This is a genomic window from Microbacterium sp. EST19A, from assembly GCF_019969685.1.
In the GTDB taxonomy this organism is placed as follows: Bacteria; Actinomycetota; Actinomycetes; order Actinomycetales; family Microbacteriaceae; genus Microbacterium.
The window spans coordinates 674342-697239 of sequence record NZ_JAHXYZ010000001.1 but is presented as its reverse complement, the minus strand read 5'-3'; the positions used below and the strand labels follow the sequence as shown (position 1 = coordinate 697239).

General features: G+C 69.5%; 25 protein-coding genes. 9 read left to right on the top strand and 16 right to left on the bottom strand.

Annotated features, from left to right (window positions below; translation table 11 throughout):
• Positions 1-3: 3 nt before the first annotated feature.
• From LC452_RS03495 to LC452_RS03475, 5 genes are all read right to left on the bottom strand, one after another.
• Positions 4-798 carry a hypothetical protein gene (locus tag LC452_RS03495; protein ID WP_223622634.1) on the bottom strand — a complete coding sequence of 265 codons (795 nt, stop codon included), beginning with the start codon at positions 796-798 and terminating at the stop codon, positions 4-6.
• 148 nt (positions 799-946) lie between these two features.
• Complete coding sequence (locus LC452_RS03490; RefSeq protein WP_223622633.1) at positions 947-1303, bottom strand: cupin domain-containing protein; 357 nt, start codon at positions 1301-1303, stop codon at positions 947-949.
• 43 nt (positions 1304-1346) lie between these two features.
• Positions 1347-2162 (bottom strand): GntR family transcriptional regulator, encoded by an 816-nt coding sequence (locus LC452_RS03485; RefSeq protein WP_223622632.1) that lies wholly within the window; start codon positions 2160-2162, stop codon positions 1347-1349.
• 1 nt (position 2163) lies between these two features.
• The gene (gene rbsD / locus LC452_RS03480; RefSeq protein WP_136054298.1) at positions 2164-2568 is read right to left on the bottom strand and encodes a D-ribose pyranase; all 405 of its coding nucleotides are present in this window, start codon (positions 2566-2568) and stop codon (positions 2164-2166) included.
• Between the two features lie 8 nt (positions 2569-2576).
• Positions 2577-3551: a ribokinase gene (locus tag LC452_RS03475; protein ID WP_223622631.1), complete on the bottom strand. Its 975-nt coding sequence runs from the start codon at positions 3549-3551 to the stop codon at positions 2577-2579.
• A 92-nt stretch (positions 3552-3643) separates the two neighbouring features.
• Here LC452_RS03475 and LC452_RS03470 point away from each other — a divergent pair, with 92 nt between their 5' ends.
• Positions 3644-4327: a transaldolase family protein gene (locus LC452_RS03470; protein ID WP_223622630.1), complete on the top strand. Its 684-nt coding sequence runs from the start codon at positions 3644-3646 to the stop codon at positions 4325-4327.
• Between the two features lie 19 nt (positions 4328-4346).
• On the opposite strand, the gene LC452_RS03465 is transcribed toward LC452_RS03470, so the two are convergent.
• Complete coding sequence (locus tag LC452_RS03465; protein ID WP_223622629.1) at positions 4347-5024, bottom strand: FadR/GntR family transcriptional regulator; 678 nt, start codon at positions 5022-5024, stop codon at positions 4347-4349.
• Between the two features lie 46 nt (positions 5025-5070).
• Here LC452_RS03465 and LC452_RS03460 point away from each other — a divergent pair, with 46 nt between their 5' ends.
• On the top strand, positions 5071-6036 hold the full coding sequence (locus LC452_RS03460) for an amidohydrolase (protein WP_223622628.1): 966 nt from the start codon (positions 5071-5073) through the stop codon (positions 6034-6036).
• A 126-nt stretch (positions 6037-6162) separates the two neighbouring features.
• Here LC452_RS03460 and LC452_RS03455 read toward each other — a convergent pair whose 3' ends face one another.
• Positions 6163-6663, bottom strand: coding sequence for a hypothetical protein (locus tag LC452_RS03455; protein ID WP_223622627.1), 501 nt, complete (start codon positions 6661-6663; stop codon positions 6163-6165).
• A 234-nt stretch (positions 6664-6897) separates the two neighbouring features.
• Between LC452_RS03455 and LC452_RS03450 the strand changes: the two genes are divergently transcribed.
• Complete coding sequence (locus tag LC452_RS03450; RefSeq protein WP_223622626.1) at positions 6898-7131, top strand: hypothetical protein; 234 nt, start codon at positions 6898-6900, stop codon at positions 7129-7131.
• 198 nt (positions 7132-7329) lie between these two features.
• Here LC452_RS03450 and LC452_RS03445 read toward each other — a convergent pair whose 3' ends face one another.
• On the bottom strand, positions 7330-8097 hold the full coding sequence (locus tag LC452_RS03445; RefSeq protein WP_223622625.1) for an SDR family NAD(P)-dependent oxidoreductase: 768 nt from the start codon (positions 8095-8097) through the stop codon (positions 7330-7332).
• Positions 8079-8939, bottom strand: coding sequence for a fumarylacetoacetate hydrolase family protein (locus LC452_RS03440; RefSeq protein ID WP_223622624.1), 861 nt, complete (start codon positions 8937-8939; stop codon positions 8079-8081). The genes LC452_RS03445 and LC452_RS03440 overlap by 19 nt, the downstream gene beginning before the upstream one ends.
• Positions 8940-9064: 125 nt before the next feature.
• Here LC452_RS03440 and LC452_RS03435 point away from each other — a divergent pair, with 125 nt between their 5' ends.
• Both LC452_RS03435 and LC452_RS03430 read left to right on the top strand, forming a co-directional pair.
• Complete coding sequence (locus LC452_RS03435; protein WP_223622623.1) at positions 9065-10360, top strand: L-fuconate dehydratase; 1296 nt, start codon at positions 9065-9067, stop codon at positions 10358-10360.
• Entirely contained in the window at positions 10347-11312 is a 966-nt protein-coding gene (locus LC452_RS03430; RefSeq protein ID WP_223622622.1) for an aldo/keto reductase, read from the top strand. Before LC452_RS03435 ends, LC452_RS03430 begins: the two co-directional genes overlap by 14 nt.
• A 6-nt stretch (positions 11313-11318) precedes the next feature.
• On the opposite strand, the gene LC452_RS03425 is transcribed toward LC452_RS03430, so the two are convergent.
• Entirely contained in the window at positions 11319-12320 is a 1002-nt protein-coding gene (locus LC452_RS03425; RefSeq protein WP_223622621.1) for a LacI family DNA-binding transcriptional regulator, read from the bottom strand.
• A gap of 170 nt (positions 12321-12490) precedes the next feature.
• Between LC452_RS03425 and LC452_RS03420 the strand changes: the two genes are divergently transcribed.
• From LC452_RS03420 to LC452_RS03405, 4 genes are all read left to right on the top strand, one after another.
• Positions 12491-13360: a sugar phosphate isomerase/epimerase gene (locus LC452_RS03420; RefSeq protein ID WP_223622620.1), complete on the top strand. Its 870-nt coding sequence runs from the start codon at positions 12491-12493 to the stop codon at positions 13358-13360.
• A 189-nt stretch (positions 13361-13549) separates the two neighbouring features.
• On the top strand, positions 13550-15055 hold the full coding sequence (locus LC452_RS03415) for a sugar ABC transporter ATP-binding protein (protein ID WP_223622619.1): 1506 nt from the start codon (positions 13550-13552) through the stop codon (positions 15053-15055).
• Positions 15052-16086, top strand: a complete 1035-nt coding sequence (locus LC452_RS03410) for an ABC transporter permease (RefSeq protein ID WP_223622618.1) — start codon at positions 15052-15054, stop codon at positions 16084-16086. The genes LC452_RS03415 and LC452_RS03410 overlap by 4 nt, the downstream gene beginning before the upstream one ends.
• Before the next feature lie 101 nt (positions 16087-16187).
• Positions 16188-17189, top strand: coding sequence for an ABC transporter substrate-binding protein (locus LC452_RS03405; protein ID WP_223622617.1), 1002 nt, complete (start codon positions 16188-16190; stop codon positions 17187-17189).
• A 227-nt stretch (positions 17190-17416) separates the two neighbouring features.
• Here the strand turns inward: LC452_RS03405 and LC452_RS03400 are convergent, their stop codons facing one another.
• The 6 genes from LC452_RS03400 to LC452_RS03375 all read right to left on the bottom strand — a co-directional run bounded on the left by LC452_RS03400 (position 17417) and on the right by LC452_RS03375 (position 22831).
• Positions 17417-17713, bottom strand: coding sequence for a putative quinol monooxygenase (locus LC452_RS03400; RefSeq protein ID WP_223622616.1), 297 nt, complete (start codon positions 17711-17713; stop codon positions 17417-17419).
• Positions 17714-17851: 138 nt separating this feature from the next.
• Complete coding sequence (locus LC452_RS03395) at positions 17852-18826, bottom strand: phosphotriesterase (RefSeq protein WP_223622615.1); 975 nt, start codon at positions 18824-18826, stop codon at positions 17852-17854.
• Positions 18826-19785 (bottom strand): shikimate dehydrogenase, encoded by a 960-nt coding sequence (locus LC452_RS03390; RefSeq protein ID WP_223622614.1) that lies wholly within the window; start codon positions 19783-19785, stop codon positions 18826-18828. Before LC452_RS03390 ends, LC452_RS03395 begins: the two co-directional genes overlap by 1 nt.
• 9 nt (positions 19786-19794) lie before the next feature.
• The gene (locus tag LC452_RS03385; protein ID WP_223622613.1) at positions 19795-20748 is read right to left on the bottom strand and encodes an NAD(P)-dependent oxidoreductase; all 954 of its coding nucleotides are present in this window, start codon (positions 20746-20748) and stop codon (positions 19795-19797) included.
• Positions 20748-22238 (bottom strand): xylulokinase, encoded by a 1491-nt coding sequence (gene xylB / locus LC452_RS03380; RefSeq protein WP_223622612.1) that lies wholly within the window; start codon positions 22236-22238, stop codon positions 20748-20750. Before xylB ends, LC452_RS03385 begins: the two co-directional genes overlap by 1 nt.
• 8 nt (positions 22239-22246) lie before the next feature.
• Positions 22247-22831, bottom strand: a complete 585-nt coding sequence (locus LC452_RS03375) for a glucose-6-phosphate isomerase family protein (RefSeq protein ID WP_223622611.1) — start codon at positions 22829-22831, stop codon at positions 22247-22249.
• Between the last annotated feature and the right edge of the window lie 67 nt (positions 22832-22898).

The window sequence follows — 22898 nt, the reverse complement described above, 5'->3', positions numbered from 1 at the left end:
CGGTCACTTGTCGGTGTAGCCTCCTTCGCCGGTCTCGCCGTCGTAGGTGAAGACCTTGTCTTCGAGGGTGAGCTTTATGTCGTCGCCGAGCGGCTCCTGCGCGAGGAGCTTCTCTTCCAACATCGTCATCCGCTCGTCGTACTCCTGCGCCTGCTCGGCATCGATGCCCCAGATCGTGGCGACCTTCATATCGGTCATCAGATACAGGTACGCCGAGACGGCGGTGCGGTTGTACTCGTTGTCGGGGATGGTCTGCCAGAGCGCACCGGAGTCGCGCAGCCGCTTGTACTCGTCGATCTTCGCCTCGAGCCGCTCCGCGATCCCCGACGGGTCGGTCTCGGGATCGGCCGGCTCATCGCCGTCGGACGGCTGCTCGTCGGCGGGCGCATCCGGGTCTTCGGCGAACGCGCTCGGACTCGGCCCCGGCGCGGGCGGGGAGGCCTCTTCCGGTCCTCGAACGAGGAGACCGACGAGCACCACGACACCCACGACCGCGAAGATGACGAGACCGCCGACCACGGCCAGCACGACGCCGAGGGTGTTCGAGGACTTCGCCGGGGCAGGCGCCGGGTACGCGGCGGCGGGAACGGATGCCGGGTAGCCGCCCGCGCGCGGAGCCGGAGGCGTCGCCGCCGCATACGGCGGCAGGGCCCCCGCGGCCGGTGCGGGAGGAGCGGGTGCACTCACCGGCGGCGCGAGCGGCACGACGGGCGGGAAGCTCGGAGGCCGACCGCCCGCGTCCACAGGCGGAGGGGGAATGACGTGGTCCGGCTCTGCACCCGACTGCTCGTCTGTCATCGTTCTCCCCCTGGGTCGACGGCACCGACCGGATGCCCCTCTCCGAAAGGTAGTCGGTTCCGTCGTCGACGGCGCGGGCAGAACTGCTCGGCCGTCCGCGGCCGGGGGAGAAGCGCCGCACTCACCGTCGACGTGCAGGAGAAGTGAGTCAGGCCGGCCCGGGACGCTCGGGCCCCAGAGCTCCGGAAGACGGCTCGCCCGCGGCATCCCCCTTCAGCTCGATGAGGATCGTGTGCGTCGGCGTGGTCCCGGTGTTCTCGCCGAAGTGCCGCTGCGCGGGCAGCCAGACCGCCTGGCCGGTGGTGAGCGCGGTGTCGAACGTGCGCTCGCCGGCGCTGAGGCGGCGGGAGAAGTCGCTGAGGGTGACCATCACACTGTTGGGATGGTCGTGCGGCGTGGTCCGATCGCCGGGTTCGTCGGTGTACTCGAGCACGCGGACGTGCTCGTTCTCCCAGAGTGTGCGGTAGTGATCCGGGTTCGTGAGGGTGGGATCGTCGGTGACCATGCGGCGACGGTACACCCGGCGCGCGGAAGGCGTCAGACCCTCTTCAGCCGACCGTTCCGGCGGGAGAAGCGCCGCCGTCTCCGTCGACGTGCAGGAGAGATGCCTGCGACTGCTCCTGCTGCAACTGGAACTCGAAGCGCGAACGATCACCGCGGTGGTACGCGATGAAGTACTCCATCGGCGTTCCGTCGGCGCTGCGGCTCACACTGCGCAGACGCAGCAGGGCCGAACCCGCGCTGACGCCGAGGAGCTGGGCCTGCTCGTGCGTCGCGACCGTGGCCTCCGCCGACCGCACGCCGTGCGTCGCGACGACGCCGCTGTCGGCGAGGAGGCGGTACAGCGACGCCTCGGTCAGGTCGGCGCCGAGGGTGACGGCGCCGACGGCATCCGGCATCCATGTCGTCGAGAGCGACCAGGGCTCGCCGTCCACGTGACGAAGTCGCTCGAGTGCGACGACGGGCGAGCCGACGGGCAGCTCCAGAGCGAGCGCGATCTCCTCGTCGGCGGTCGTCCGCTCGTGGCGCAGCACGTCGCTGTGCACGTGTCCGCCGCGCCGCTCGACGTCGTCGTATAGACCGACGAGCGTGTGCACGAGACTCTCACTGGTGCGCGGCCGCGAGACGAAGGTGCCCTTGCCCTTGACCCGTTCGACGAGTCCCTCGTGCTCGAGTTGCGCGAGGGCCTGCCGCACGACCGTGCGGGAGATGCCGTAGCGCTCGCACAGGCGGTGCTCGCCCGGAAGCGGGTCGCCGGGCTGCAGTCCGTCGCGTGCGATGCCCTCGATGATCAGCTGGCGCAGCTGGTCGTACATCGGGGCGGCGGAGTGCCGATCGATCGTGTCGGGGCTGGTGACGCTCATGTCAGTACGCGACCCCCGCGTGCAGGATGACGTTCGCATAGGGCGTGAACTCGCCGGAGCGCACGAACGCGCGCGCACCCTGCGTGAGCTTCTTGAACTCGACATGCGGCACGAGCTCGATCTCGAAGCCCATGCCGGCGAAACGCTCGCGCAGGGCGTCGAGCACCTCGGGACTCTTCTCGGCGACCTCGGCCGAGACCGTCGCGCCCTCGACCACGAGCTCGGCGAGCACGGTGTCGAGCACGTCGAGGAACGCCGGCGCCCCGGGGCGATACGCGAGGTCGATGCGCTCGGAGCCGGTCGGGATCGGCAGCCCCGCGTCGGTGACGACGAGCAGGTCGGTGTGCCCGGTCTCACTGATCACACGGGAGAGAGCGGGGTTGATCGTGGTCGCTGACTTGCGCATGTTTCTCCTCAGTTGGCGGCGGGCGCCGATTCCCGTTCGGCTTCCCGTTGAGCCAGGAAGGCATCGACATCGGCACGGTGCGGCAGGCTCGGCGACGCGCCCTGCTTGGTCACGGTCAGGGCTCCGGCCGCCGTCGCGAGGCGCACGGCCTCGGTCAGCGTGCTGCCGCTCGCGAGGGCGGCGCCGAGGTATCCGGCGTAGGCGTCGCCGGCGGCCGTGGTGTCGACCGCCTCGACGGGGAAGGGCGGGACGATCGTCGCACCCTCACCGGTCACGACACAGGACCCCTGCCCCGCGAGCGTGATGACCGCGGCGCCGACGCCCTGCCGGAGGAACCAGAGACCGGCGAGCTCCGCAGACGCGGCATCCGTCACCTCGATGCCGCTGATCAGCGTGGCCTCGGTCTCGTTCGGCGTGACGATGTCGACGCTCTGCCAGATCTCCGGCGGGAGCTCGGCCGCGGGAGCCGGGTCGAGGATCACGGTCATGTCGTGCTCGCGCCCCCGGGCGGTGATGTACGCGGTGAGGGCGGACGGCGTCTCGAGCTGCGTGAGCAGGACGGATGCCGTCGGCGCGAGCGCACCCAGGGCGGCGTCGATCTGCTCGGTGCTCAGCGCGGCGTTCGCGAGCGGCACCATCACGATGTCGTTCTGCGCGGAGGCATCGACGCGGATGTGCGCGATGCCGGTGGGGCCGGGGACCGTGCGCAGATGCGTGAGGTCGACACCGGCCTCGCTGAGACCGTCGACGACGAGGTCGTGGAACAGGTCGTCGCCGACGCAGCCGACGAAACTCGTGGGCGCGCCCGAGCGACCGGACGCGACCGCCTGGTTGGCGCCCTTGCCTCCGAGCATCAGCGTGAACTCGTCGCCGAGGATCGTCTCGCCCCGAGCGGGCAGGCGCCGTGAGAAGGTGGTCACATCGGCGGTGACACTGCCGACGATGACGACGCCGGAGCGATCTCCGGGCTGTGCGGTGGTCATGGGGCTCCTGGTCCTCTTTGACAGACGTCTGCGGCTGTCATTACATTAGCCGAACCCGAACCTGTAACGACAGGTTCCCACCTGGAGATCCGATGACTGCGATCGCACCCCGCCTGTACGTCGACAGCGCCGATGTCGACCGCGTCTCACGACTTCTCGTCGGGGGAATCGTGCACGGCGTGACGACGAATCCGACCATCCTCGAGCGCGGCGGCCGGACCGCCGCCGAGATCCCCGACCTCTACACGCGCTGGGTCGACGAGGGTGCGCAGGAGATCTTCTTCCAGACCTGGGGCGGCGACGCCGCGTCCTTCCTGCGCAACGCCGAGGGCATCCGCGCGCTGGGCGACCGGGTGGCCGTCAAGGTGCCGGCGACGCCCGAGGGCTTCGCGGCGGCATCCGCTCTCGTGCGCGATGGCGCCACGGTGCTCGTCACGGCCGTCTACTCGGTGGCGCAGGCGCTCGCGAGCGCCAGTATCGGCGTGCAGTACATCGCGCCGTACCTCGGACGGATGCGGGATGCCGCCGCCGTGACGGGCTTCTCCGGCCCGGGTGCGGAAGACGTGATCGCACGGATGCAGGACGTCTGCGCCGGCAGCGGCACCAACGTGCTCGCGGCATCCCTGCGCTCGCCGGAGGACATCATCGGGCTGCGGATGCTGGGCGTGCCCTACTTCACCGCCGCTCCCGACGTGATCGAGCGGATGCTGACGCACGACGTGAGCGACAGTTCCGCCGCCGAGTTCGACGCGGCCATGGGGCGCCTCGGGGCCTGACGGCTCTGACGGGACCCGCTCAGGCGGATGCCGCTTGACGCAGCCAGTGCTCGACGCCGGCGATGTGGGCCGTGGTCAGCGAGGTCGCCAGGGCCGAGTCGTGCCGGGCGATGGCCTCGGCGATCGCCCGGTGCTCCGACAGGGTGCGCTCCACGGCTCCGCCCTCGGTGAGCCCACGCCAGACGCGCGCCCGCACGGTCTGACTGCTGAGGTGCTCGATCAGGCTCGCCAGGTACGCGTTCCCCGCCATCCGGACGATGTCGCGATGGAAGCGGATGTCGTGCTCCACGAGCTCCTCGATCGTGACCGAGGCGTCGATCCCGTCGACCTCGGCGACCAGCTCGGTGATCGCCTCGTCGGTCCCGAGGGTCGCGGCGAGGCCGGTCGCCTGCGATTCCAGCATCCGTCGCACCGCGAAGATCTCGAGCATCGAGTCGTCGTCGTGCATGTCGACGACGAAGGAGATCGCCTCGAGCAGGAGATGCGGCTCCAGACTCGTGACGTAGGTGCCGTCGCCGCGCCGCACATCGAGCACGCGGATGACCTCGAGCGCCTTGACGGCCTCGCGCATCGAGTTGCGGGAGAGGCCGAGCCGGTCGGACAGCTCCTTCTCGGGAGGGAGCCGATCGCCGGGCGACAGCTCGCCCGACACGATCATCGCCTTGATCTTCTCGATCGCCTCGTCCGTGACAGCCATGGCGTCATCCTAGCGATTGATCGGATGTCTGAGGCAGGATGGACGCATGCGCGTCATCGATTCACATCTGCACCTGTGGGATCCGGATCTTCTCGACTACACCTGGCTCGAGGGGCCGTATGACGCCCGGTTCGCCGAGACCGAGGTGGAGCGCGACCGGCTCGTCGGTGTCACGGAGGAGAAGGCCGTCTTCGTGCAGGCAGAGACCGTGGAGGATCGCTTCCTCGACGAGGTGCGCTGGGTCGAGGGTCTGGCCGAGAGGGTCGGCGTGCGCGCGATCGTGGCGGGTGTGCGCCTCGACCGTGGAGTCGACACGACCACGCACCTCGATGAGCTCGCCGCCCATCCGCTCGTCGTCGGGGTGCGGCACAACCTGCAGAACGAGGAGGACGGGCTCGCCGTGTCGACGGCCTTCGTGACGGGAGCGCGCGAGGTCGCCGCTCGTGGATGGACCTTCGACGCCTGCGTCCGCGCGCCCCAGCTGCCGGACATCGCCCGCCTCGCCGGAGCCATTCCCGACCTGCGCATGGTGCTCGACCACCTCGGCAAGCCCGAGGTCGGCACGGCGGATGCGCCGCGCACGCCGTCGGTCGAATGGGTGCGGGACCTCGACGAGCTGGCGCGGCATCCGCAGGTCTTCTGCAAGCTGTCCGGGCTGCCCGCGGAGGCCGCGGGAAACTGGAGCCGGGAGCAGCTCGAGCCGTTCCTCGACGTCGCTGCCGACGCGTTCGGTGTGGAGCGGCTGATGTGGGGGAGCGACTGGCCGGTCTCGGTGATCGGTCCCGCGGAGGAGGGTGATCCGCACGCTCCCGCGGACGGCTCGGCCACGTACCAGCCGACCGCACGCACTCGCTGGCTCGACGTCATCGTCGCCTGGGCCGAGGCCCGCGGACACGACGTCGATGCGATCCTCTGGGCGAACGCCGAGCGCTTCTACGGCACGGGCGGCGCACGCGAGGATGCCGCCGACACCCCGCGCCGCGGCATCCGGGGCTGGCTCCGCGGCGAATAGCGGCGGGGCGGCTCGAGGATCGGTTCCGGTCGCAGTTGCTGCCGTCGGCATCCGTTCCGGTCGCAGTTACTGCCGCCTCCGCGACGAAATGGCGACAGAAAGTGCGACCGGAACGACGCAGAACGGTCAACGCGCCGACCGCGAGGCGGCGAGAGCATCGCGGATCCGGCGGATCAACTCGTCCGGCCGGGCGAACAGCGCGCTGGTCACCTCGATGACCGTCCAACCGGCGGCGCGCAGAGCGGCGATGCGCTCGACATCCTGCGCATAGCGGCCTGCGTGCAACGTGCTCTGGTACTCGATGGCCACCTTCCATTCGGGATACGCGAGATCGGTGCAGGCGAGGAACCGCCCGTCGTCGGTGTAGATGTCCGGATTGAGTTCGGGTTCGGGGAGGCCCGCCCACACGATTCGGCACCGCAATTGCGATTCGCGCGCCGACCAGGAGTCCTCTCGGACGAGCTCAAGCGCCTCGCGCAGGCGAGATGCTCCGAGACGCCGGGTTGATCCGACGGCCTCCCGCAATCGTTCGATCGTCGAATACGGTCGCTTGCCGGCGTCCGAGCGACCGTAGCCGGTGCGCCAGGCGCGACAGAAGTAATCGCCGAGCGCGACGAGGTCGATCACGCTCCAGTGTCCGAGGCTGACGAATGTCGTCTCCGGAGCGGCCAAAGTCAGTCCGGGCGGGCGCGCCAGTCGCGCCGTAGTACTCCGATCCCGGTGCGCGTGCACGCCGACAGCACGCACCATCGGTCCGGTGCCGAGAGTCGTGACGTGCACGGCGAGGGTGCGCCCGTCGGCCGGCTTCCCGTCGATCAACGCCAGCGGCAGCGGCCCTCCCCACAGAGCGACGGCGCTCTCATGACTCAGGAACTGGTCAGGGCGCAGACGAGGTGCGTACTCATAGGCCCGGATCTTCCGCTCGACGCGCTGCCGCTCGAACGGGTCGAGATCGGAACGGTCGGCGTCTGGGCGCATCCTGACTCGTACTCCGCGGAAGGGCGACGCGAGGTCTGCTCGCCGCATACGACCCGCGTCGAGGCCGGCATCCAGAGCCTGTTTCACCGTGAAGCGCGCACCGAGGTGAGCGGGTAGGGGGCGAGGTCGCGTCATCGCGCCACGATGGCAGGTTCGCCGCCGGTGCCGCTGCGGCTTTCCACAGGCTCGGCAACATCCGGGCTCCGGTCGCAGTTCGTGTCGCCCCGCATGCCGCGAGACGACAGACACTGCGACCGGAGCCGTCGGACCCGGCAGAAACTGCGACCGGAACGCCTGACCGGATGCTGCCGCGGGCTACTCCGCTCGCACGCGGAGCTGCGCCATCCCGCCGTCGACCTCGATGGAGGTGCCCGTCGTCGAACCCGCGGCGGGGCTGACCAGGTAGGCGACGGCGGCGGCGACCTCGTCGGGACTGACCAAGCGCCCGTGCGGCTGGCGGGCCTCGAGGGCGGCGCGCTCCGCTGCGGGGTCGGATGCCGCGTCGAGCAGCCGTCCGACCCACGGGGTGTCGGCCGTGCCGGGGTTGACGGCGTTCACGCGGATGCCCTCGCGCAGGTGGTCGGCGGCCATGGCGCGGGTGAGGGCCGACACGGCGCCCTTCGACGCGGTGTAGAGGGCGCGCTGCTGCAGGCCGGTCGTCGAGGCGATGGATGCCGTGTTGCAGATCGAAGCCGACGGCGACTTCCGCAACCAGGGCAGTGCCGCCGATGTCACGCGGGCGATGCCGGTGACGTTGATGGAGAGCACGCGCGCCCACTCGTCGTCGTCGTTCGCGGAGACGTCGCCGGTCGCACCGATGCCGGCGTTGTTGACGACGATGTCGATGCGGCCGAACTGCTCGGCCACAGCGGCGACGGCGGCGTCGACGCTGGCACGGTCCGACACGTCGGCCGTGAACGCCGCGAAGGACGCATCCGCTCCGGAGGTGTCGCGGTCGAGCACGGCGATCTGCGCGCCGTCCGCATGCAGGCGCTGCGCGATCGCCGCGCCGATCCCGGATGCTCCTCCGGTGACGATCGCGACGAGCCCGCCGAGTGCCCCGGTCACTTCTTCGCCTCCCATGCCACGAACTCCTGACGCTGTCGGCCGAGGCCGTCGATCTCGACCTCGACGACGTCGCCCGCCGCGAGATAGGGGAAGTTGCCCGAGAGCGCGACGCCCTGCGGGGTGCCGGTGAGGATGAGGTCACCGGGCTCGAGGGCCACGTACTGGGACAGGTGGTGCACGATGTGCTCGACCGAGAAGATCATGTCGCTCGTGTTCGAGTCCTGTCGCGGCTCGCCGTTCACGAAGCTGCGCAGGCCGAGGGAGCGATGGTCGACCTCGTCGGGCGTGACCAGCCACGGGCCGGTGGGGTTGAAACCGGGAGCGATCTTGCCCTTCGACCACTGCCCGCCCGACACCTCGATCTGGAACGCGCGCTCGGAGACGTCGTTGGCGACCACGAAGCCTGCCACGTGCGCCATCGACTCCTCGGGGGAGTCGAGGTACGAGGCGCGGGCGCCGATCACGATGCCGAGCTCGACCTCCCAGTCGGTCTTCTCGCTGCCGCGGGGGATGGTGACCGCGTCATTCGGGCCGACCACCGTGTTCGGGGTCTTCAGGAAGATGATCGGGATGGTCGGCGGCTGCGACCCCGATTCCGCCGCGTGCGCGGCGTAGTTCATGCCGACGCAGATCACGGCGCTCGGACGGGCGATCGGGGCGCCGATGCGGAGAGCGGCGGCATCCGTCAGCTCCGGAAGCTCACCGGCGTCGCGCGCTGCGGACACGCGAGCGGCGAAGTCGTCGGCGAGGAAATCCCCGTTCACATCGGATGTCACGGAGCGGAGGTCGAGATAGCGGTCGCCCTCCACGAGGACGGGGATCTCGGTTCCTGGGGTGCCCAGCCGCGCGAACTTCATGATTCTCCTGATCAGTCGGATGGCCGCTTCGGCGCGGCCTGTCTCGTTGACAGTATAGACATCCGATGTTTACACTCCAAGAGATCCGCGCGAAGAAGACACCTCGCGCATGGAGAGGAATCCCCGTGAGCCGCATCGTCGCCCTCGACACCACCGACATCCGCTTCCCGACGTCGCTCAGCCTCGACGGTTCGGACGCGATGAACCCCGACCCCGACTACTCCGCGGCGTACGTCGTCGTGCGGACGGATGCCGACGACGACATCGAGGGCCACGCCTTCGTGTTCACGATCGGCCGGGGCAACGACGTGCAGGTCGCCGGGATCGACGCGCTCGCCGGCCACCTCGTCGGACGTGAGCTCGAACCGCTGCTCGACGACATGGGCGGAACGTTCCGCGACATCATCGGCGACTCGCAGCTGCGCTGGCTCGGCCCCGAGAAGGGCGTGATGCACATGGCCATCGGCGCCGTCATCAACGCGCTGTGGGACATCAAGGCGAAGCGCGCGGGGCTGCCGCTCTGGCAGCTGCTGGCGCGGATGACGCCGGAGGAGCTCGTCGACCTCGTCGACTTCCGGTACCTCACCAACGCCCTCACCCCGGAGGATGCCCTCGAGATCCTGCGTGCCGCCGTGCCCGGTCGTGCCGAGCGCGAGCAGCAGCTGCTCGCCACCGGGTACCCCGGGTACACCACGAGCCCCGGCTGGCTCGGCTACTCCGACGAGAAGCTCGAGCGCCTCGCCCGCGAGGCCATGGCCGACGGCTTCACGCAGATCAAGCTCAAGGTCGGCGCCGACCTCGAAGACGACGTCCGCCGCTTCCGCAAGGCGCGCGAGGTGTGCGGACCCGACTTCCCGATCGCGATCGACGCCAATCAGCGCTGGGAGGTGTCGGAGGCCATCGAGTGGGTGAACGCGCTGGCCGAGTTCCACCCCGCCTGGATCGAGGAGCCGACCAGCCCCGACGACGTGCTCGGTCACGCCGAGATCGCCCGGGGCGTGGCGCCCATCCGCGTCGCGACCGGAGAGCACGCGCAGAACCGCGTCATCTTCAAGCAGCTGTTGCAGGCCGAGGCGATCTCGGTGATGCAGATCGACGCCGTGCGCGTCGCGGGCGTGAACGAGAACATCGCCAACCTGCTGCTGGCCGCGAAGTTCGGCGTGCCCGTCTGCCCGCACGCCGGCGGTGTCGGCCTGTGCGAGGCCGTGCAGCACCTCTCGATGTTCGACTTCGTCGCCGTCACCGGCACGCGCGAGGGTCGGATGATCGAGTTCGTCGACCACCTGCACGAGCACTTCGTCGTGCCGACCGACATCCAGGGCGGCTCGTACATGCCGCCGACGGAGCCAGGCGCCGGCATGGAGATGAAGGCCGACAGCATCGCGACCTACACGTGGACCGGCGCACATGTCGTCGCCTGACCGCCTGGCCGTACCGGCTCTGGGCTACGGGGCGGCGAACGTCGGCAACCTGTTCCGCGCGCTCTCCGATGACGAGGCCTGGGCCGTGCTCGACGCGGCGTGGGAGACCGGCATCCGCTACTACGACACGGCTCCGCACTACGGGCTCGGTCTGTCGGAGCGCCGGCTCGGAGCGTTCCTGCAGACCAAGCCGCGAGACGAGTACGTGCTGTCGACGAAGGCCGGCCGGCTGCTGCGCCCGAATCCTGCGTTCGCCGGCGGCCTCGACACGGCGAACGCCTTCCACGTGCCCGACGACCTGCAGCGGGTGTGGGACTTCTCGGCAGAGGGCACCCGCGCGAGCCTCGACGAATCGCGCGAACGCCTCGGCATCGAGCGGATCGATCTGCTGTATCTGCACGACCCGGAGCGGCACGACCTCGACCTCGCGCTCGCCGAGGGCTTCCCCGCCCTCGAGCAGCTGCGCGCCGACGGCGAGGTCACGGCGATCGGCATCGGCTCGATGGTGTCGGATGCTCTGGCCGCCGCCGTCCGCAGCGCCGACCTCGACCTGATCATGGTGGCCGGACGCTACACGCTGCTCGAACAGCCCGCCGCCGTCGATGTGCTGCCGGCGTGCGTCGAGACCGGGACGGGGATCGTCGCGGCATCCGTCTTCAACTCGGGACTGCTCGCGACGAACGAGCCCCGCCGTGACGGCCGCTACGAGTACGGAGAGCTGCCGGACGAGCTGTGGGAGAAGCTGGTGCGCATCGCCGCGATCTGTGCGGACCACGGGGTGCCGCTGCCCGCCGCCGCGGTCCAGTTCCCGCTGCAGGCGTCGGGCGTGCGCTCGGTCGTCGTGGGTGGGAGCAGGCCGGAGCAGCTGCGACAGAACGCCGAGTACGCGGCCCTGCCGATCCCGGAGGAGCTCTGGGAGAACCTCGCCGCGGACGGCCTCATCCCGGCCTGAGGCGCCTCAGCGCCCGATCGTCGACTCGCGCACGACGAGCTCGGCGGGGAACGGCGTCGTCTCGGGCGGTGCGGCGGTCGGATCGGCGAGCTGCTGCAGCAGCGCGGCACCGGCGGCGCGGCCGATCTCGTACCCCGGCTGGCGCACGCTCGTCAGCGGCACGACGCTCTGGTGCGCCTGGTCCACGTCGTCGAAGCCGACGAGGGCGATCTCCTCGGGGACGCGGATGCCGTGGCGCAGCAGCTGCGTGAGCACCCCGAGCGCCACCATGTCGTTCGCGGCGAACACGGCATCCGGGCGTTCCTCCGCGGGCAGTGCGATGATCTGCTCGGCCGCGCGCAGACCGTCTTCGGTCGCGAGGTGCGGCACATCCATCACGGTGATCGTCGCGGGGCCGTTCGCGACGGCATCCTGCAGGCCGGCCAGGCGATCGTTCGACTGGCTCACGGCCGGGCTCCCGAGGAACACGATGCGCCGGCGCCCGAGCGACACCAGGTGCTCGCCGGCGAGTCTGCCGCCGCCGCGGTCGTCGAAGAGCACCGACGCGACGGTGGCCGATTCGCGGATCGGGCCGACGACGACCGAGCGGATGCCGCGTTCGGCCAGGCGTTCGAGGCGAGGGACCACGTCGCCGAGCGGGTAGATCACGATGCCCTGCACCCGGTGGGCCTCGAACATGTCGATGTTGCGCCGCTCCTGCGCGCCGTCGCGGTTGCTGTTGCTGAAGAAGAGCGACCAGCCGCCTTCGCGCGTGACGTCCTCCACTCCGCGGGAGAGCTCGTTGAAGTAGGGCAGCCAGGCGTCGAGGAGGATCAGCGCGAGGGCCTTGCTGGAGCCTGCGCGCAGCTGCCGGGCCGACTCGTTGGGCACGAAGCCGAGCTGCTCGATGGCGGCCTCCACACGCTCCCGGCTCGCAGCGCCGAGCACATGCGGATGGTTGAGGTAGTTCGACACGGTCGAGGAGGAGACCCCGGCCAGGGCGGCGACGTCCTTGACGCTCGCAGGCATGACTGCTCCTCGTTCTGGATCGGAGACCCCAGGCTATCGGGAGAATTGCAACGTGCCAAGAAAAGTCTTGACATCCCTCAGCCTGCCCACGTAGCGTGACTCGAACGTCGACTTGGCACGTGCCAAGTCGACGAGGCGACGGTGCCGCACACCCGCCTGCGAGAGGCCTCATGAACATCGGCTGCCACGGGCTCGTCTGGACCGGGAACTTCGATGCCGACGGCATCCGTCTCGCGGTGGAGAAGACGAAGCAGGCGGGCTTCGACCTGATCGAGTTCCCGCTGATGGATCCCTTCTCCTTCGATGTCGCGGCGGCCAAGGACGCGCTCGAAGAGCACGGTCTCGCCGTCAGCGCCTCGCTCGGGCTGTCCGACGCGACCGACGTGACGAGCGCGGATCCTGCGATCGCCGCTGCCGGTGAGGCGCTGCTGATCCGCGCGGTCGACGTGCTCGCAGAGCTCGGCGGCCGGCACTTCTGCGGCGTGATCTACAGCGCCATGAAGAAGTACATGGAGCCGGCGACGCCCGACGGTCTCGCCAGCAGTCGTGCCGTGATCGGCCGTGTGGCAGACCATGCCGCCGAGCGCGGGGTGTCGGTCTCGCTCGAGGTCGTCAACCGCTATGAGACCAATGTGCTGAACACCGCGCGGCAGGCCCTCGGGTATCTCGCCGAGGTCGATCGGCCGAATCTCGGCGTGCACCTCGACACGTACCACATGAACATCGAGGAGTCGGATATGTTCGCGCCCGTCCTCGACGCCGCTCCCGCCCTCCGCTACGTGCACATCGGCGAGAGCCACCGCGGCTACCTCGGCACCGGCACGGTCGACTTCGACACGTTCTTCAAGGCCCTCGGCCGCATCGGCTACGACGGTCCGATCGTGTTCGAGTCGTTCTCGTCGGCGGTCGTCGCCCCGGATCTCAGCCGCATGCTGGGCATCTGGCGCAACCTCTGGACCGACAACGACGAGCTGGGCGCGCACGCGAACGCGTATATCCGCGACAAGCTCGTGGCGGTCGATTCCATCCGGCTCCACTGACACGGGAAGTCAGCGGCGAGCGGGGGGAAAGATCAAGATGTCATTACAGGTCTTCCGCTCGCGGCATTGGTTAGTTACATTTAGATACAACTTGCGCGGATGAGACGCAGGCCGCAGAATTGATCCGATGTTTACTGCGGCACGCATCATCGGAACCGCAACACGACCTTCAAGGAAGCAGGTGAGCACATGACTGAGCCCATTCTCAGAGTGGAGGGGATCAGCAAGGGATTCCCCGGTGTGCAGGCGCTGAAAGACGTGCACATGGAGGTGCGTTCCGGCGAGGTGCTGGTGCTCGTGGGCGAGAACGGCGCCGGCAAGTCGACGCTGATGAAGATCCTCTCCGGGATCTACACCAAGGACGAGGGCACCATCACGTTCGAGGGCCAGGAGGTGGAGCTCACGAGCCCCCTGCAGGCCCAGGAGCTCGGCATCACGATCATCCATCAAGAGCTCAACCTGATGCCCGACCTCACCGTCGCACAGAACATCTTCGTAGGCCGTGAGCCGACTTCCGGCCCCTTCCTCTCCGAGCGCAAGCTGAACGCGCAGACGACGGAATTGCTGAAACGACTCGACATCCGCCTCGAACCGCGCCAGCTCGTCGGCGAGCTCACGGTCGCCGAGCAGCAGATGGTCGAGATCGCGAAGGCGCTGTCGTTCAACGCCAAGGTGCTCATCATGGACGAGCCGACGTCTGCCCTCACCGACACCGAGGTCGAGACGCTGTTCGTGCTGATCGAGCAGCTCAAGGCGAGCGGCACCGGCATCGTCTACATCTCCCACCGCATGGACGAGCTCCGCCGTCTGGCGGACCGGGTCACCGTTCTCCGCGACGGCACATACATCGGATCACTCGACCGTGCCGACGTCACCATCCCCAAGATCATCGAGATGATGGTCGGGCGTGTGATCGACGAGGGCACCCGCCCCGAGGCGCGCGACCACATCAACGATCCCGTCGTGCTCGACGTGCAGGGGCTGTCGACGCGGAACCTGCTCAAGGACGTGTCGTTCCAGCTGCACCGCGGTGAGATCCTCGGCTTCGCCGGCCTCATGGGTGCGGGGCGCACCGAGACCGCGCGCGCCGTGATCGGTGCCGACCACCGCGACGGCGGCACGATCTCGATCAGCGGACGTCCGGTGCGCATCGGACAGCCCGCGGATGCCGTGAAGCACGGCGTCGGCTACCTCTCCGAGGATCGGAAGCTCCTCGGACTGATGCTCGAGCAGGACGTCACGTTCAACACGGTGCTCGCCTCGCTCGGCTCGTACGCCAACGGCATCGGCTGGATGGGCGACAGCAAGGCGAAGAACCGCACCAAGGAGTACGTCCAGCAGCTGCGGGTCAAGACGCCCTCGGTGAACCAGGTCGTCAAGCTGCTCTCCGGAGGGAACCAGCAGAAGGTCGTCATCGCCCGGTGGCTGATGCGCGACTGCGACATCCTCATCTTCGACGAACCGACCCGAGGCATCGACGTCGGAGCGAAGGAAGAGATCTACCGCCTCATGCAGCAGCTCGCCGAGGCGGGCAAGTCCATCATCGTCATCTCATCGGAGCTCCCGGAGATCCTCCGCGTCGCGAACCGCATCGCGGTCTTCGCGAACGGACGCATCACCGGCACGCTCCGCAACGAGGAAGCCAGCCAGGAGAAGATCATGCAACTCGCAGCCCACGGGGAGGAAGACGAATGAGCACCCCACAGCAGTCCGGATCGTCGACGACGACGATCATCCAGACGGCCGTCGACGAGAACACCGACAAGCGCGATGTCGGAGGCTTCCTGAAGCGTCAGCTCCAGCAGTCCCTGGCGTTCGGCACCCTCATCGTGCTGGTGATCTTCTTCGCGATCGCCAGCCCGAACTTCTTCACCTTCAGCAACATCGCCACGGTGCTGCTCTCGACCGCGGTCATCGGCATCCTCGCCCTCGGAACCACGTTCGTCATCATCACCGGCGGCATCGACCTGTCGATCGGCACCGGCATGGCGCTGTGCGCCGTGATGACCGGCGTGTTCGTGACGAACATGGGGCTCCCGGTCTGGGTCGGCGTCATCGGCGGCGTGCTCACCGGAGTGCTGATGGGGCTGGTGAACGGCATCAACATCACCTTCCTGCGGCTTCCTCCCTTCATCGCCACGCTGGCGATGATGATGATCGCCGGTGGCCTGGCCCTCGTCATCTCGAACGTCTCGCCGATCTACTTCTCGACCTCGGCACCCGACTTCAAGAAGATCGCGCTCGGCGTGATCATCCCCGGCATCCCGAACGCCGTGCTGATCACCGCTGTCGTCGCGATCATCGCCTGGCTGGTGCTGTCGAAGACGCTCCTCGGCCGCTACACCTTCGCGATCGGCTCGAACGAGGAGGCCACCCGGCTCTCCGGCGTCAACACGCGCCGCTGGACGATCCTCATCTACATGTTCGCCGGAGCCTTCACCGGCATCGCCGGCATCGTCATCGCCGCCCGCCTCGACTCGGCCCAGCCGCAGATCGGCACGGGGTACGAGCTGCAGGCCATCGCCGCGGTCATCATCGGCGGCACGTCGCTGCTCGGCGGCCGCGGATCCATCCTCGGCACCGTCATCGGCGCGCTGATCATGAGCGTGCTCGTCAACGGCCTGCGCATCCTGTCGATCCAATCCGAATGGCAGAACATCGTCGTCGGTGTGGTCGTGCTGCTGGCCGTCTTCCTCGACTCGCTGCGCAACCGCCAGCGGACCTGATCTCCGCGCGTCCCGGCGCGCATCTCCCAACTCAACTGAATACGCACCATGACGTCCACCGTCGGCCCTGGCCGGCAATCACAGAGAACAATGGAGTTTCCATGAAATTCGGCAAGAAGACCGCATTCGCGGCACTCGTGGCAGCATCCGCGTTGGTATTCGCCGGCTGTGCCGGCGGCGGTGACGTGATCGAAGAGGGCAGCGGCGGCGACAGCGGCAGCGGCGATGGCGAGATGTACATCGCGCTGGTCTCGAAGGGCTTCCAGCACCAGTTCTGGCAGGCCGTGAAGAAGGGCGCAGAGCAGAAGGCGGAAGAGCTCGGCGTCAAGATCACCTTCGAAGGCCCCGCGGCCGAGACCGAGATCGCGCAGCAGCTCGAGATGCTGACCGCGGCGATCGACAAGAACCCGAACGCCATCGCCTACGCCGCCCTCGACCCCGAGGCGTGCGTCGCCCCGCTCGAGCAGGCGAAGTCGAAGGACATCCCGGTGGTCTACTTCGACGCTCCGTGCAACGGCGACGTCGGACTCAGCCTCTCGGCGACCGACAGCAAGGTCGCCGGAGCCCTGGCCGCAGAGCACATGGCCGATCTGATCGGCGGTGAGGGCCAGGTCGCGATCGTGGGCCACTCGCAGATCAACTCGACCGGTGTCGAGCGTCGTGACGGCTTCGTCGAGAAGATGGAAGCGGACTACCCTGACATCGAGATCGTCGACATCCAGTACGGCGACGGAGACCACCTGAAGTCGGCCGACATCGCCAAGACGCTGATCGCGGCTCACCCCGACCTCAAGGGCATCTACGGCACCAACGAGGGCTCCGCCATCGGCGTGGTCAACGCGGTGAACGAGCTCGGCCTCGAGAAGGGCAAGATCACGATCGTCGGCTTCGACTCCGGCGCTGCGCAGATCAACGCGATCAAGGACGGCACCATGGCCGGCGCCATCACGCAGGACCCGATCGGCATCGGCGAGCAGGTCGTCCAGGCGGCCTACGACGCGGCCAACGGCGACGCGGTGGAGGAGTTCTACGACACCGGTTCGTACTGGTACGACAAGACCAACCTCGAAGACCCGAAGATCGCCGCAGTCCTCTACGAGTGACCTGCAGAGATCGACGGAAGCCCCTCACCTTCGGGTGGGGGGCTTCTTCGTGTCAGGCGGGACCTGCCGACGTCGAGCGCGCGGCGGACGGCTCGGGCGGAGATCTCACGCTCGGGCGGAGGAATCCGCGCCGAGCTCCGCCCGACGGCGAGAACTCCTCCCGACGCGGTGCGGATGCCGGGCGCGATGCGGTGCGGATGCCGGCGGGTCCCGGGCGCGACCAGGCGTCAGACGCGCTGGAGGAAGGTGAGCTGCGACGAAGGTTCGACGATCAGCGTCTGCAACTCGGCGTTGAACGGCACACCCGCGGGAGCGGCGAGATGCGCCCGGAATGCCTCGTCGTCGCGGTAGACCTCGTACACGAAGAACCGGTCGGGGTCGTCGGCGAGGCGGCTGGCGTCGAAGACGACGGTGCCCTCCTCGGCGCGCACCACCTCGGCGAAGTCGTGGAGCAGCGCCGCCACGCGGTCACCCTGCCCCGGCTGGGCGGTGAACGTGGCGTGCAGGATCGTCGGTTCGGTCATGGGGGCTCCTCGGGTGGATGCGGTTCGGGCGGAGATCTCGTCGTCGAGCGGATGCTGAGGGCTCCAGTCTCCTCCCCTGGGAGAGAACTCCTCCCGACGGTGCGGGCGCGGGGCGGATGCCGCGGCTCAGGCCGCCGCTCAGGCCGCGGCCGAAAGCGTGAGCAGGCGCGCGGGGTTGGCGACCAGCATCCGGTCGACGGCGTCGTCGCCGACGAGGGCGCGGAGACGCGGGAGGTAGCGCTCACCGAGGTACGCGAGTCCCGGCATCCCTCCGTACGCGATGTATCGGCTGCGCCGCGCGACGTCGCCACCCAGCACGACCCGGTCACCGGCTCCGCGTTCGACGACCGCCGCGGTCAGCGCGAGCAGTTCGGCGTCGGAGCGGGTGCGCGGGCGCGCGAAGCCGTCGTAGCCGAGGTAGGCGCCGCGCTCGGCGAGGGAGACGTGGAGCCCGGCATCCGGATCGCGGTCGGCGTGCGCCAGCACCACGCGGTCGGATGCCACGCCCTCACCCGCCAGCATGTCGAGCACCTCGTGCGCGGCGGTGCAGAACTCCAGATGCACCATCACGGGCGCACCGGTCGCGCGGTGCGCCGCGGCGACGGCGAGGAGGGTCGTCTGCTCGAAGCGGCTGATCCGCCAGTAGTCGACGCCGCCCTTCAGCATCCCGGCGCGCACGGTGCCCCCGCCCGGAGCGACGGCCGCCGGCACCTCGGGTGTCTCGAAAACGGCGGCGTCGTCTGCCGGCATGCCGCGGGTGATGTCGGAGACGAACAGCGACGCGAGGCGGTCCGCGGTCCAGACCTGCATCGGGTGGTCGGCGCCGTAGTGCGCCTCGCGGTGCCGTCCCGTGGTCGCGACGATGTGCAGGCCGGTCGTGGTGCTGATCCGCGCCAGGGCGGCAGGATCGCGAGCGAGACCGAAGGGCGTCGCATCGGCCATGGCCTCGAAGCCGCTCGCCTTCAGGAGGCCCGCCTCGGTGCCCGACGCGCGCTCGTCGTCGAGCTCGTCACCGGGCAGCAAGGGCGACACCTGGAACAGGTGCTCGTGATAGTTCACGCGTCCGAGTGCCGCCGGGTCGACGTCGCCGAGCACCGTGCGGACGCCGGGCATCAGCGCACCGACTCCGCCGCGTCGGCGAGCCGCTCGACGATCTCGGGAGTGAGGTCGAGCTCGAACACGTCGGCCACCACCTGCGACCAGCCGTGGATGAAGTAGCGCCAGCCGTCGATGACGTTCAGGGGCTGCTCGGCCGCCTGCGCCCGGGCCTGGTGCAGGAACTCGAGCGATCCGCGGTAGTTGAACTCCCACGCGTAGGCGTCTTCGGGGAACACGACCGCGTCGGTCAGCGGAGAGCCGGGGCGGTCCTTGCCGAGCCCCGTGGCGTTGGCGATCACCGAGCCGGCGGGGGCAGCGGCCACCACGGCGTCGGCGTCCTCCGGAGTCGCGGTGACGACGTACTCGATCAGCCCCTCCCGGGTGCCGTGCTGGCGGTGCACCTCGCGCAGGTGATCGAGCTTCTCCTGCGAGCGGGCGGTCACGGTGATGCGGGCGGGAGCGTCGGCGCGCTCCGCGAGCGCCCAGCTGAGCGCGGTCCCCGAGCCGCCGGCGCCGAGGATGACGACCTCGGCACCGGTGCGGGCGAAGTGGTCGCCCGGGAGGAAGTCGTTCAGCGCCAGGTCGACCGTGATCGGATCCTTCGCGCGGCCCGACAGCAGCGGCCCGCGCTTGGAGATGCTCGAGATCTCCGCGCACGACACCGCGAACGGGTCGAGCTCGTCGAACAGGTCGGATGCCGCGGCGTACACGTTCATCTTGTGCGTGGTCACGAGGGCGCCGCGGTGGTGCGGGTCGTCGCGGATCTGCTCGACCATGGCCCGGTACTGCACAGGCGTCGCATCCATCGGCAGGTCATGGCCGATCAGGGTGCGCGTCGGGAGGCCCAGGATGTCGGCCCAGAGCGGGAACACCTTCATGATCGACGACGACGCGGTCGTGACGCCGACGAAGCCCATGTAGTCGGCCGGGGTCGTCGCGGCGGCGACCGGATCGGTGGTGAGGGACGAGGTCATCGGGGTCTCCTAGCGAGCGATCACGGGGTGGGCGGGCTCGGTGCCCTTGAGCACGGCGATCACGTCGTCGAGCGAGAGCGAGCCCATGTTGTCGACGGCCTGCGTGGTCTGGGCGCCGAGGTGCGGGGTGACGATCACCCGGTCGGCGAGGGCCGGGTCGAGCAGCGGGCTGGACTGGGCCGCGGTGTCGCCGTCGAGCGTGTCGGCGGCGTAGGCCGACAGGATGCCGTCGCGCAGAGCCTCTGCGATCGCGGACTCGTCGACGAGGTCGCCGCGGGCGGTGTTCACCAGGGCGGTGCCGCGGCGCATGTGGGCGAGCCGCCCGGCGTCGACGAGCAGCTGACCGCCCGGGGCGTGCAGCGTGATGACGTCGGCGACGCGGAACAGCTCGTCGAGGTCGACCGGCTCGGCACCGTTCGCGCGGATCAGCTCCGCCGACAGGAAGGGATCGGCGGCGACGACGCGCGGGCCGAATCCGCTCAGACGCTTCGCGACGCCCTGGCCGATGCGGCCGAAGCCCACGATGCCGACGAGGGCGGCACCGAGTTCGCGCCCGCGGCGCACCCCCCAGTCGCCGTCGCGCACCCGCCGGTCGCCGTCGGGCACGAACCGGAGCGCGGTGAGCATGAGGCCGACGGCGTGGTCGGCGACGGCATCCGCGTTCGCGCCGGGAGTGTTCGTGACCGGGATGCCGCGACGGCGGGCCGCGTCGAGGTCGACGGCCTCGGTGCCCACGCCGTAGCGGGCAATGATCTTGAGCTTGGGCGCCGCGTCGAGGTGCTCGTCGGTGATCGATCCGGTGCCGGCGATCCAGGCATCCGCGCCGTGCAGCAGCGGACGGAGTTCGTCGAGGTCATGATGGGCCGGGCCGCGCAGGATCCGGTGTCCGGCCTGCGCGGCGCGCCCGACGAGGTCGAGGTCGCCGTCGGAGAACGAGCGGCTGGTGACGAGGATGACGCCCATCAGCTCGGCCGCCCTGCGAACCAGGGTGCGAGCGCGGTGTAGGCGTCGGTGAAACGGGCGTGGCGCTCGGCGTACACCGCGTGACGCCCGGCATCCGGGGTGAACTCGGCGGTCACCTCGCTGAGCGCGCGGGCCGCCGAGAAGTCGGTGAGACCCAGGCCGACGGCGCCCGTGACGGCGGCACCGAGGCTGTTCGCCTCTTCCACGATCGTGCGCCGGCGCACCGGGACTCCCCAGACGTCGGCGAGCACGGAGAGGTAGACATCGCTCTGCGCGCCGCCGCCGACCGCGTCGATGCGGTCGATCACGGCGCCCGAGGCGCGGAACGCCGGGATGCAGGTGAGCAGATTGAACGCGGTGCCCTCGAGCACCGACCGCATGAGGTGCGCTCTGGTGTGGTGACGCGCGATGCCGACGAAGGCGCCGCGCGCGTCGGGGTCCCAGAGCGGGGAGCGCTCACCGAGCAGGTAGGGGAGGAAGTAGAGGTCGTCGGTGTCGACGTCGCCCGAGGCTTCCGCGATGAGGCGACCCGTCTCGGGGTGCGCAGGGTCGGGGGAGAGGGCCTCGGCGATCCACTGCACCGACGCGCCGCCGGCCTGCATCGTCGCGGTCGGCACGAAAGAGCCCGGCACGACGTTGTCGAACGTGAAGGTGCGCATCGCGGGGTCGTGCAGGGGCTGATCCGCGGCGAACGAGATCCATGACGACGTGCCGAGGCAGACGTACGCGCCGTCCTCGGGCGCGACCACGCCAGAGCCGACGGCCGCCATCGGGCCGTCGCCGCCGCCCATCACCACGCGCACGCTCGAGGGAAGGCCGAGCGCCTCGGCGGCGGCATCAGTCAGCGTGCCCGCGATCGCGGTCGAGTCGAGGATCTCGGGGAACAGCGTCGGGTCGAGGCGTGCGGCCTGCAGCACCTCGTCCGACCAGGTGCCGGCGGCCTGGTCGTAGGCGTTGGTGCCGGAGGCGTCGGAACGGTCGGTCGCCAGGCGTCCGGTCAGGCGCAGCACGATGAAGTCCTTCGCCACGCAGACGCGGCGCACCCGGGCCCAGGTGTCGGGCTCGTTGTCGCGCACCCACATGACCTTCTCGAGCGAGTAGGTCGGGTTGAGGCGATGCCCGAGGATCCCGTAGGCGTGCTCGGCGCCCAGGGCGGCCTCGAGCTCGCGCTGCTGAGCGCCCGAACGGGTGTCGGCCCAGATGATCGCCGGGCGTGCCGGCTCGCCGTCTGCGTCGAGCAGCACGGCGCCCATCATCTGCCCGCTCACGACGAGTCCGGCGACATCGGACGGAGCGGTCTCGGTGCGGGCGATCAGGTCGCGCGTCGCGGTGACGACCGCGTTCCACCAGTCGGCCGGGTCCTGTTCGGCGATCCCGCCCGCGGCGAAGTGCGCGGGGTACGGCACGGTGACCGAGGCGACGAGACGGCCGTCGTCGTGGTGGAGGGACGCCTTGTTGCCGGTGGTGCCGAGGTCGTGGGCGATGAGCATGACAGGCCCTAGCCGGCGTAGGGACGCAGGTCGACGCCGTCGGTGTCGGCATCCGCGCGGTAGGCGCGCGATCCCATGCCGTGCTCGAGAACCCAGCCGTAGTCGTGGCCGGCGCCGCCCGGGTACACGGCGAGGAAGGCGTACGGCTCGTCGCCGGTGTTGATCGAACGGTGTGCCCAGCCCGGCGGGATGTAGCCGATGGTGCCGGGCAGCATGTCGAGCCATTCGGTGCGCTCGCCGTCGAACATGAGCAGACCGCCGCGGCCCTTCAGCGCGAGGTAGATCTCGCCCTGGTGGTTCGGATGCTGGTGCCCCTTCGTCATCCACAGCTCGCCGGACGTGTCGCCGGGCATGATCGTGGTGATCGACTGCGGGAGTTCGCGGTCGACCTCGGGAATGGGGGAGCTGACGACGGTGTAGACGACCGGGTTCTCACCCTGCGCGGCGGCCGACCAGGCATCGTGATCGAGGAAGAGGCCTTCGAGGTCGGACATCCGCCGGGTGAGGGTCGGCCCCTCCGGGGAGAGCGTCAGCTTCTCGGCATCGAAGGCGATCGCCGTCGGAGAGATCGGCGGGGTGTGGAACTCGGGCATCGGTGCTCCTTGCGAGGATGCTGCGGCGCTGCGCAACCTGTAATGACAAGTTGAGTGTACCTGTGAT

Coding starts and splice junctions, on each gene's coding strand:
- LC452_RS03475 (WP_223622631.1), bottom strand. CDS start 3,551: ATGACCACCGCACAGCCCGGAGATCGCTCCGGCGTCGTCATCGTCGGC.
- LC452_RS03410 (WP_223622618.1), top strand. CDS start 15,052: ATGAGCACCCCACAGCAGTCCGGATCGTCGACGACGACGATCATCCAG.
- LC452_RS03470 (WP_223622630.1), top strand. CDS start 3,644: ATGACTGCGATCGCACCCCGCCTGTACGTCGACAGCGCCGATGTCGAC.
- LC452_RS03400 (WP_223622616.1), bottom strand. CDS start 17,713: ATGACCGAACCGACGATCCTGCACGCCACGTTCACCGCCCAGCCGGGG.
- LC452_RS03495 (WP_223622634.1), bottom strand. CDS start 798: ATGACAGACGAGCAGTCGGGTGCAGAGCCGGACCACGTCATTCCCCCT.
- LC452_RS03430 (WP_223622622.1), top strand. CDS start 10,347: ATGTCGTCGCCTGACCGCCTGGCCGTACCGGCTCTGGGCTACGGGGCG.
- LC452_RS03390 (WP_223622614.1), bottom strand. CDS start 19,785: ATGACCTCGTCCCTCACCACCGATCCGGTCGCCGCCGCGACGACCCCG.
- LC452_RS03450 (WP_223622626.1), top strand. CDS start 6,898: ATGACTCAGGAACTGGTCAGGGCGCAGACGAGGTGCGTACTCATAGGC.
- LC452_RS03490 (WP_223622633.1), bottom strand. CDS start 1,303: ATGGTCACCGACGATCCCACCCTCACGAACCCGGATCACTACCGCACA.
- LC452_RS03385 (WP_223622613.1), bottom strand. CDS start 20,748: ATGGGCGTCATCCTCGTCACCAGCCGCTCGTTCTCCGACGGCGACCTC.
- LC452_RS03405 (WP_223622617.1), top strand. CDS start 16,188: ATGAAATTCGGCAAGAAGACCGCATTCGCGGCACTCGTGGCAGCATCC.
- LC452_RS03465 (WP_223622629.1), bottom strand. CDS start 5,024: ATGGCTGTCACGGACGAGGCGATCGAGAAGATCAAGGCGATGATCGTG.
- LC452_RS03420 (WP_223622620.1), top strand. CDS start 12,491: ATGAACATCGGCTGCCACGGGCTCGTCTGGACCGGGAACTTCGATGCC.
- LC452_RS03460 (WP_223622628.1), top strand. CDS start 5,071: ATGCGCGTCATCGATTCACATCTGCACCTGTGGGATCCGGATCTTCTC.
- LC452_RS03375 (WP_223622611.1), bottom strand. CDS start 22,831: ATGCCCGAGTTCCACACCCCGCCGATCTCTCCGACGGCGATCGCCTTC.
- LC452_RS03395 (WP_223622615.1), bottom strand. CDS start 18,826: ATGCCCGGCGTCCGCACGGTGCTCGGCGACGTCGACCCGGCGGCACTC.
- xylB (WP_223622612.1), bottom strand. CDS start 22,238: ATGCTCATCGCCCACGACCTCGGCACCACCGGCAACAAGGCGTCCCTC.
- LC452_RS03415 (WP_223622619.1), top strand. CDS start 13,550: ATGACTGAGCCCATTCTCAGAGTGGAGGGGATCAGCAAGGGATTCCCC.
- LC452_RS03425 (WP_223622621.1), bottom strand. CDS start 12,320: ATGCCTGCGAGCGTCAAGGACGTCGCCGCCCTGGCCGGGGTCTCCTCC.
- LC452_RS03440 (WP_223622624.1), bottom strand. CDS start 8,939: ATGAAGTTCGCGCGGCTGGGCACCCCAGGAACCGAGATCCCCGTCCTC.
- LC452_RS03445 (WP_223622625.1), bottom strand. CDS start 8,097: ATGGGAGGCGAAGAAGTGACCGGGGCACTCGGCGGGCTCGTCGCGATC.
- LC452_RS03485 (WP_223622632.1), bottom strand. CDS start 2,162: ATGAGCGTCACCAGCCCCGACACGATCGATCGGCACTCCGCCGCCCCG.
- rbsD (WP_136054298.1), bottom strand. CDS start 2,568: ATGCGCAAGTCAGCGACCACGATCAACCCCGCTCTCTCCCGTGTGATC.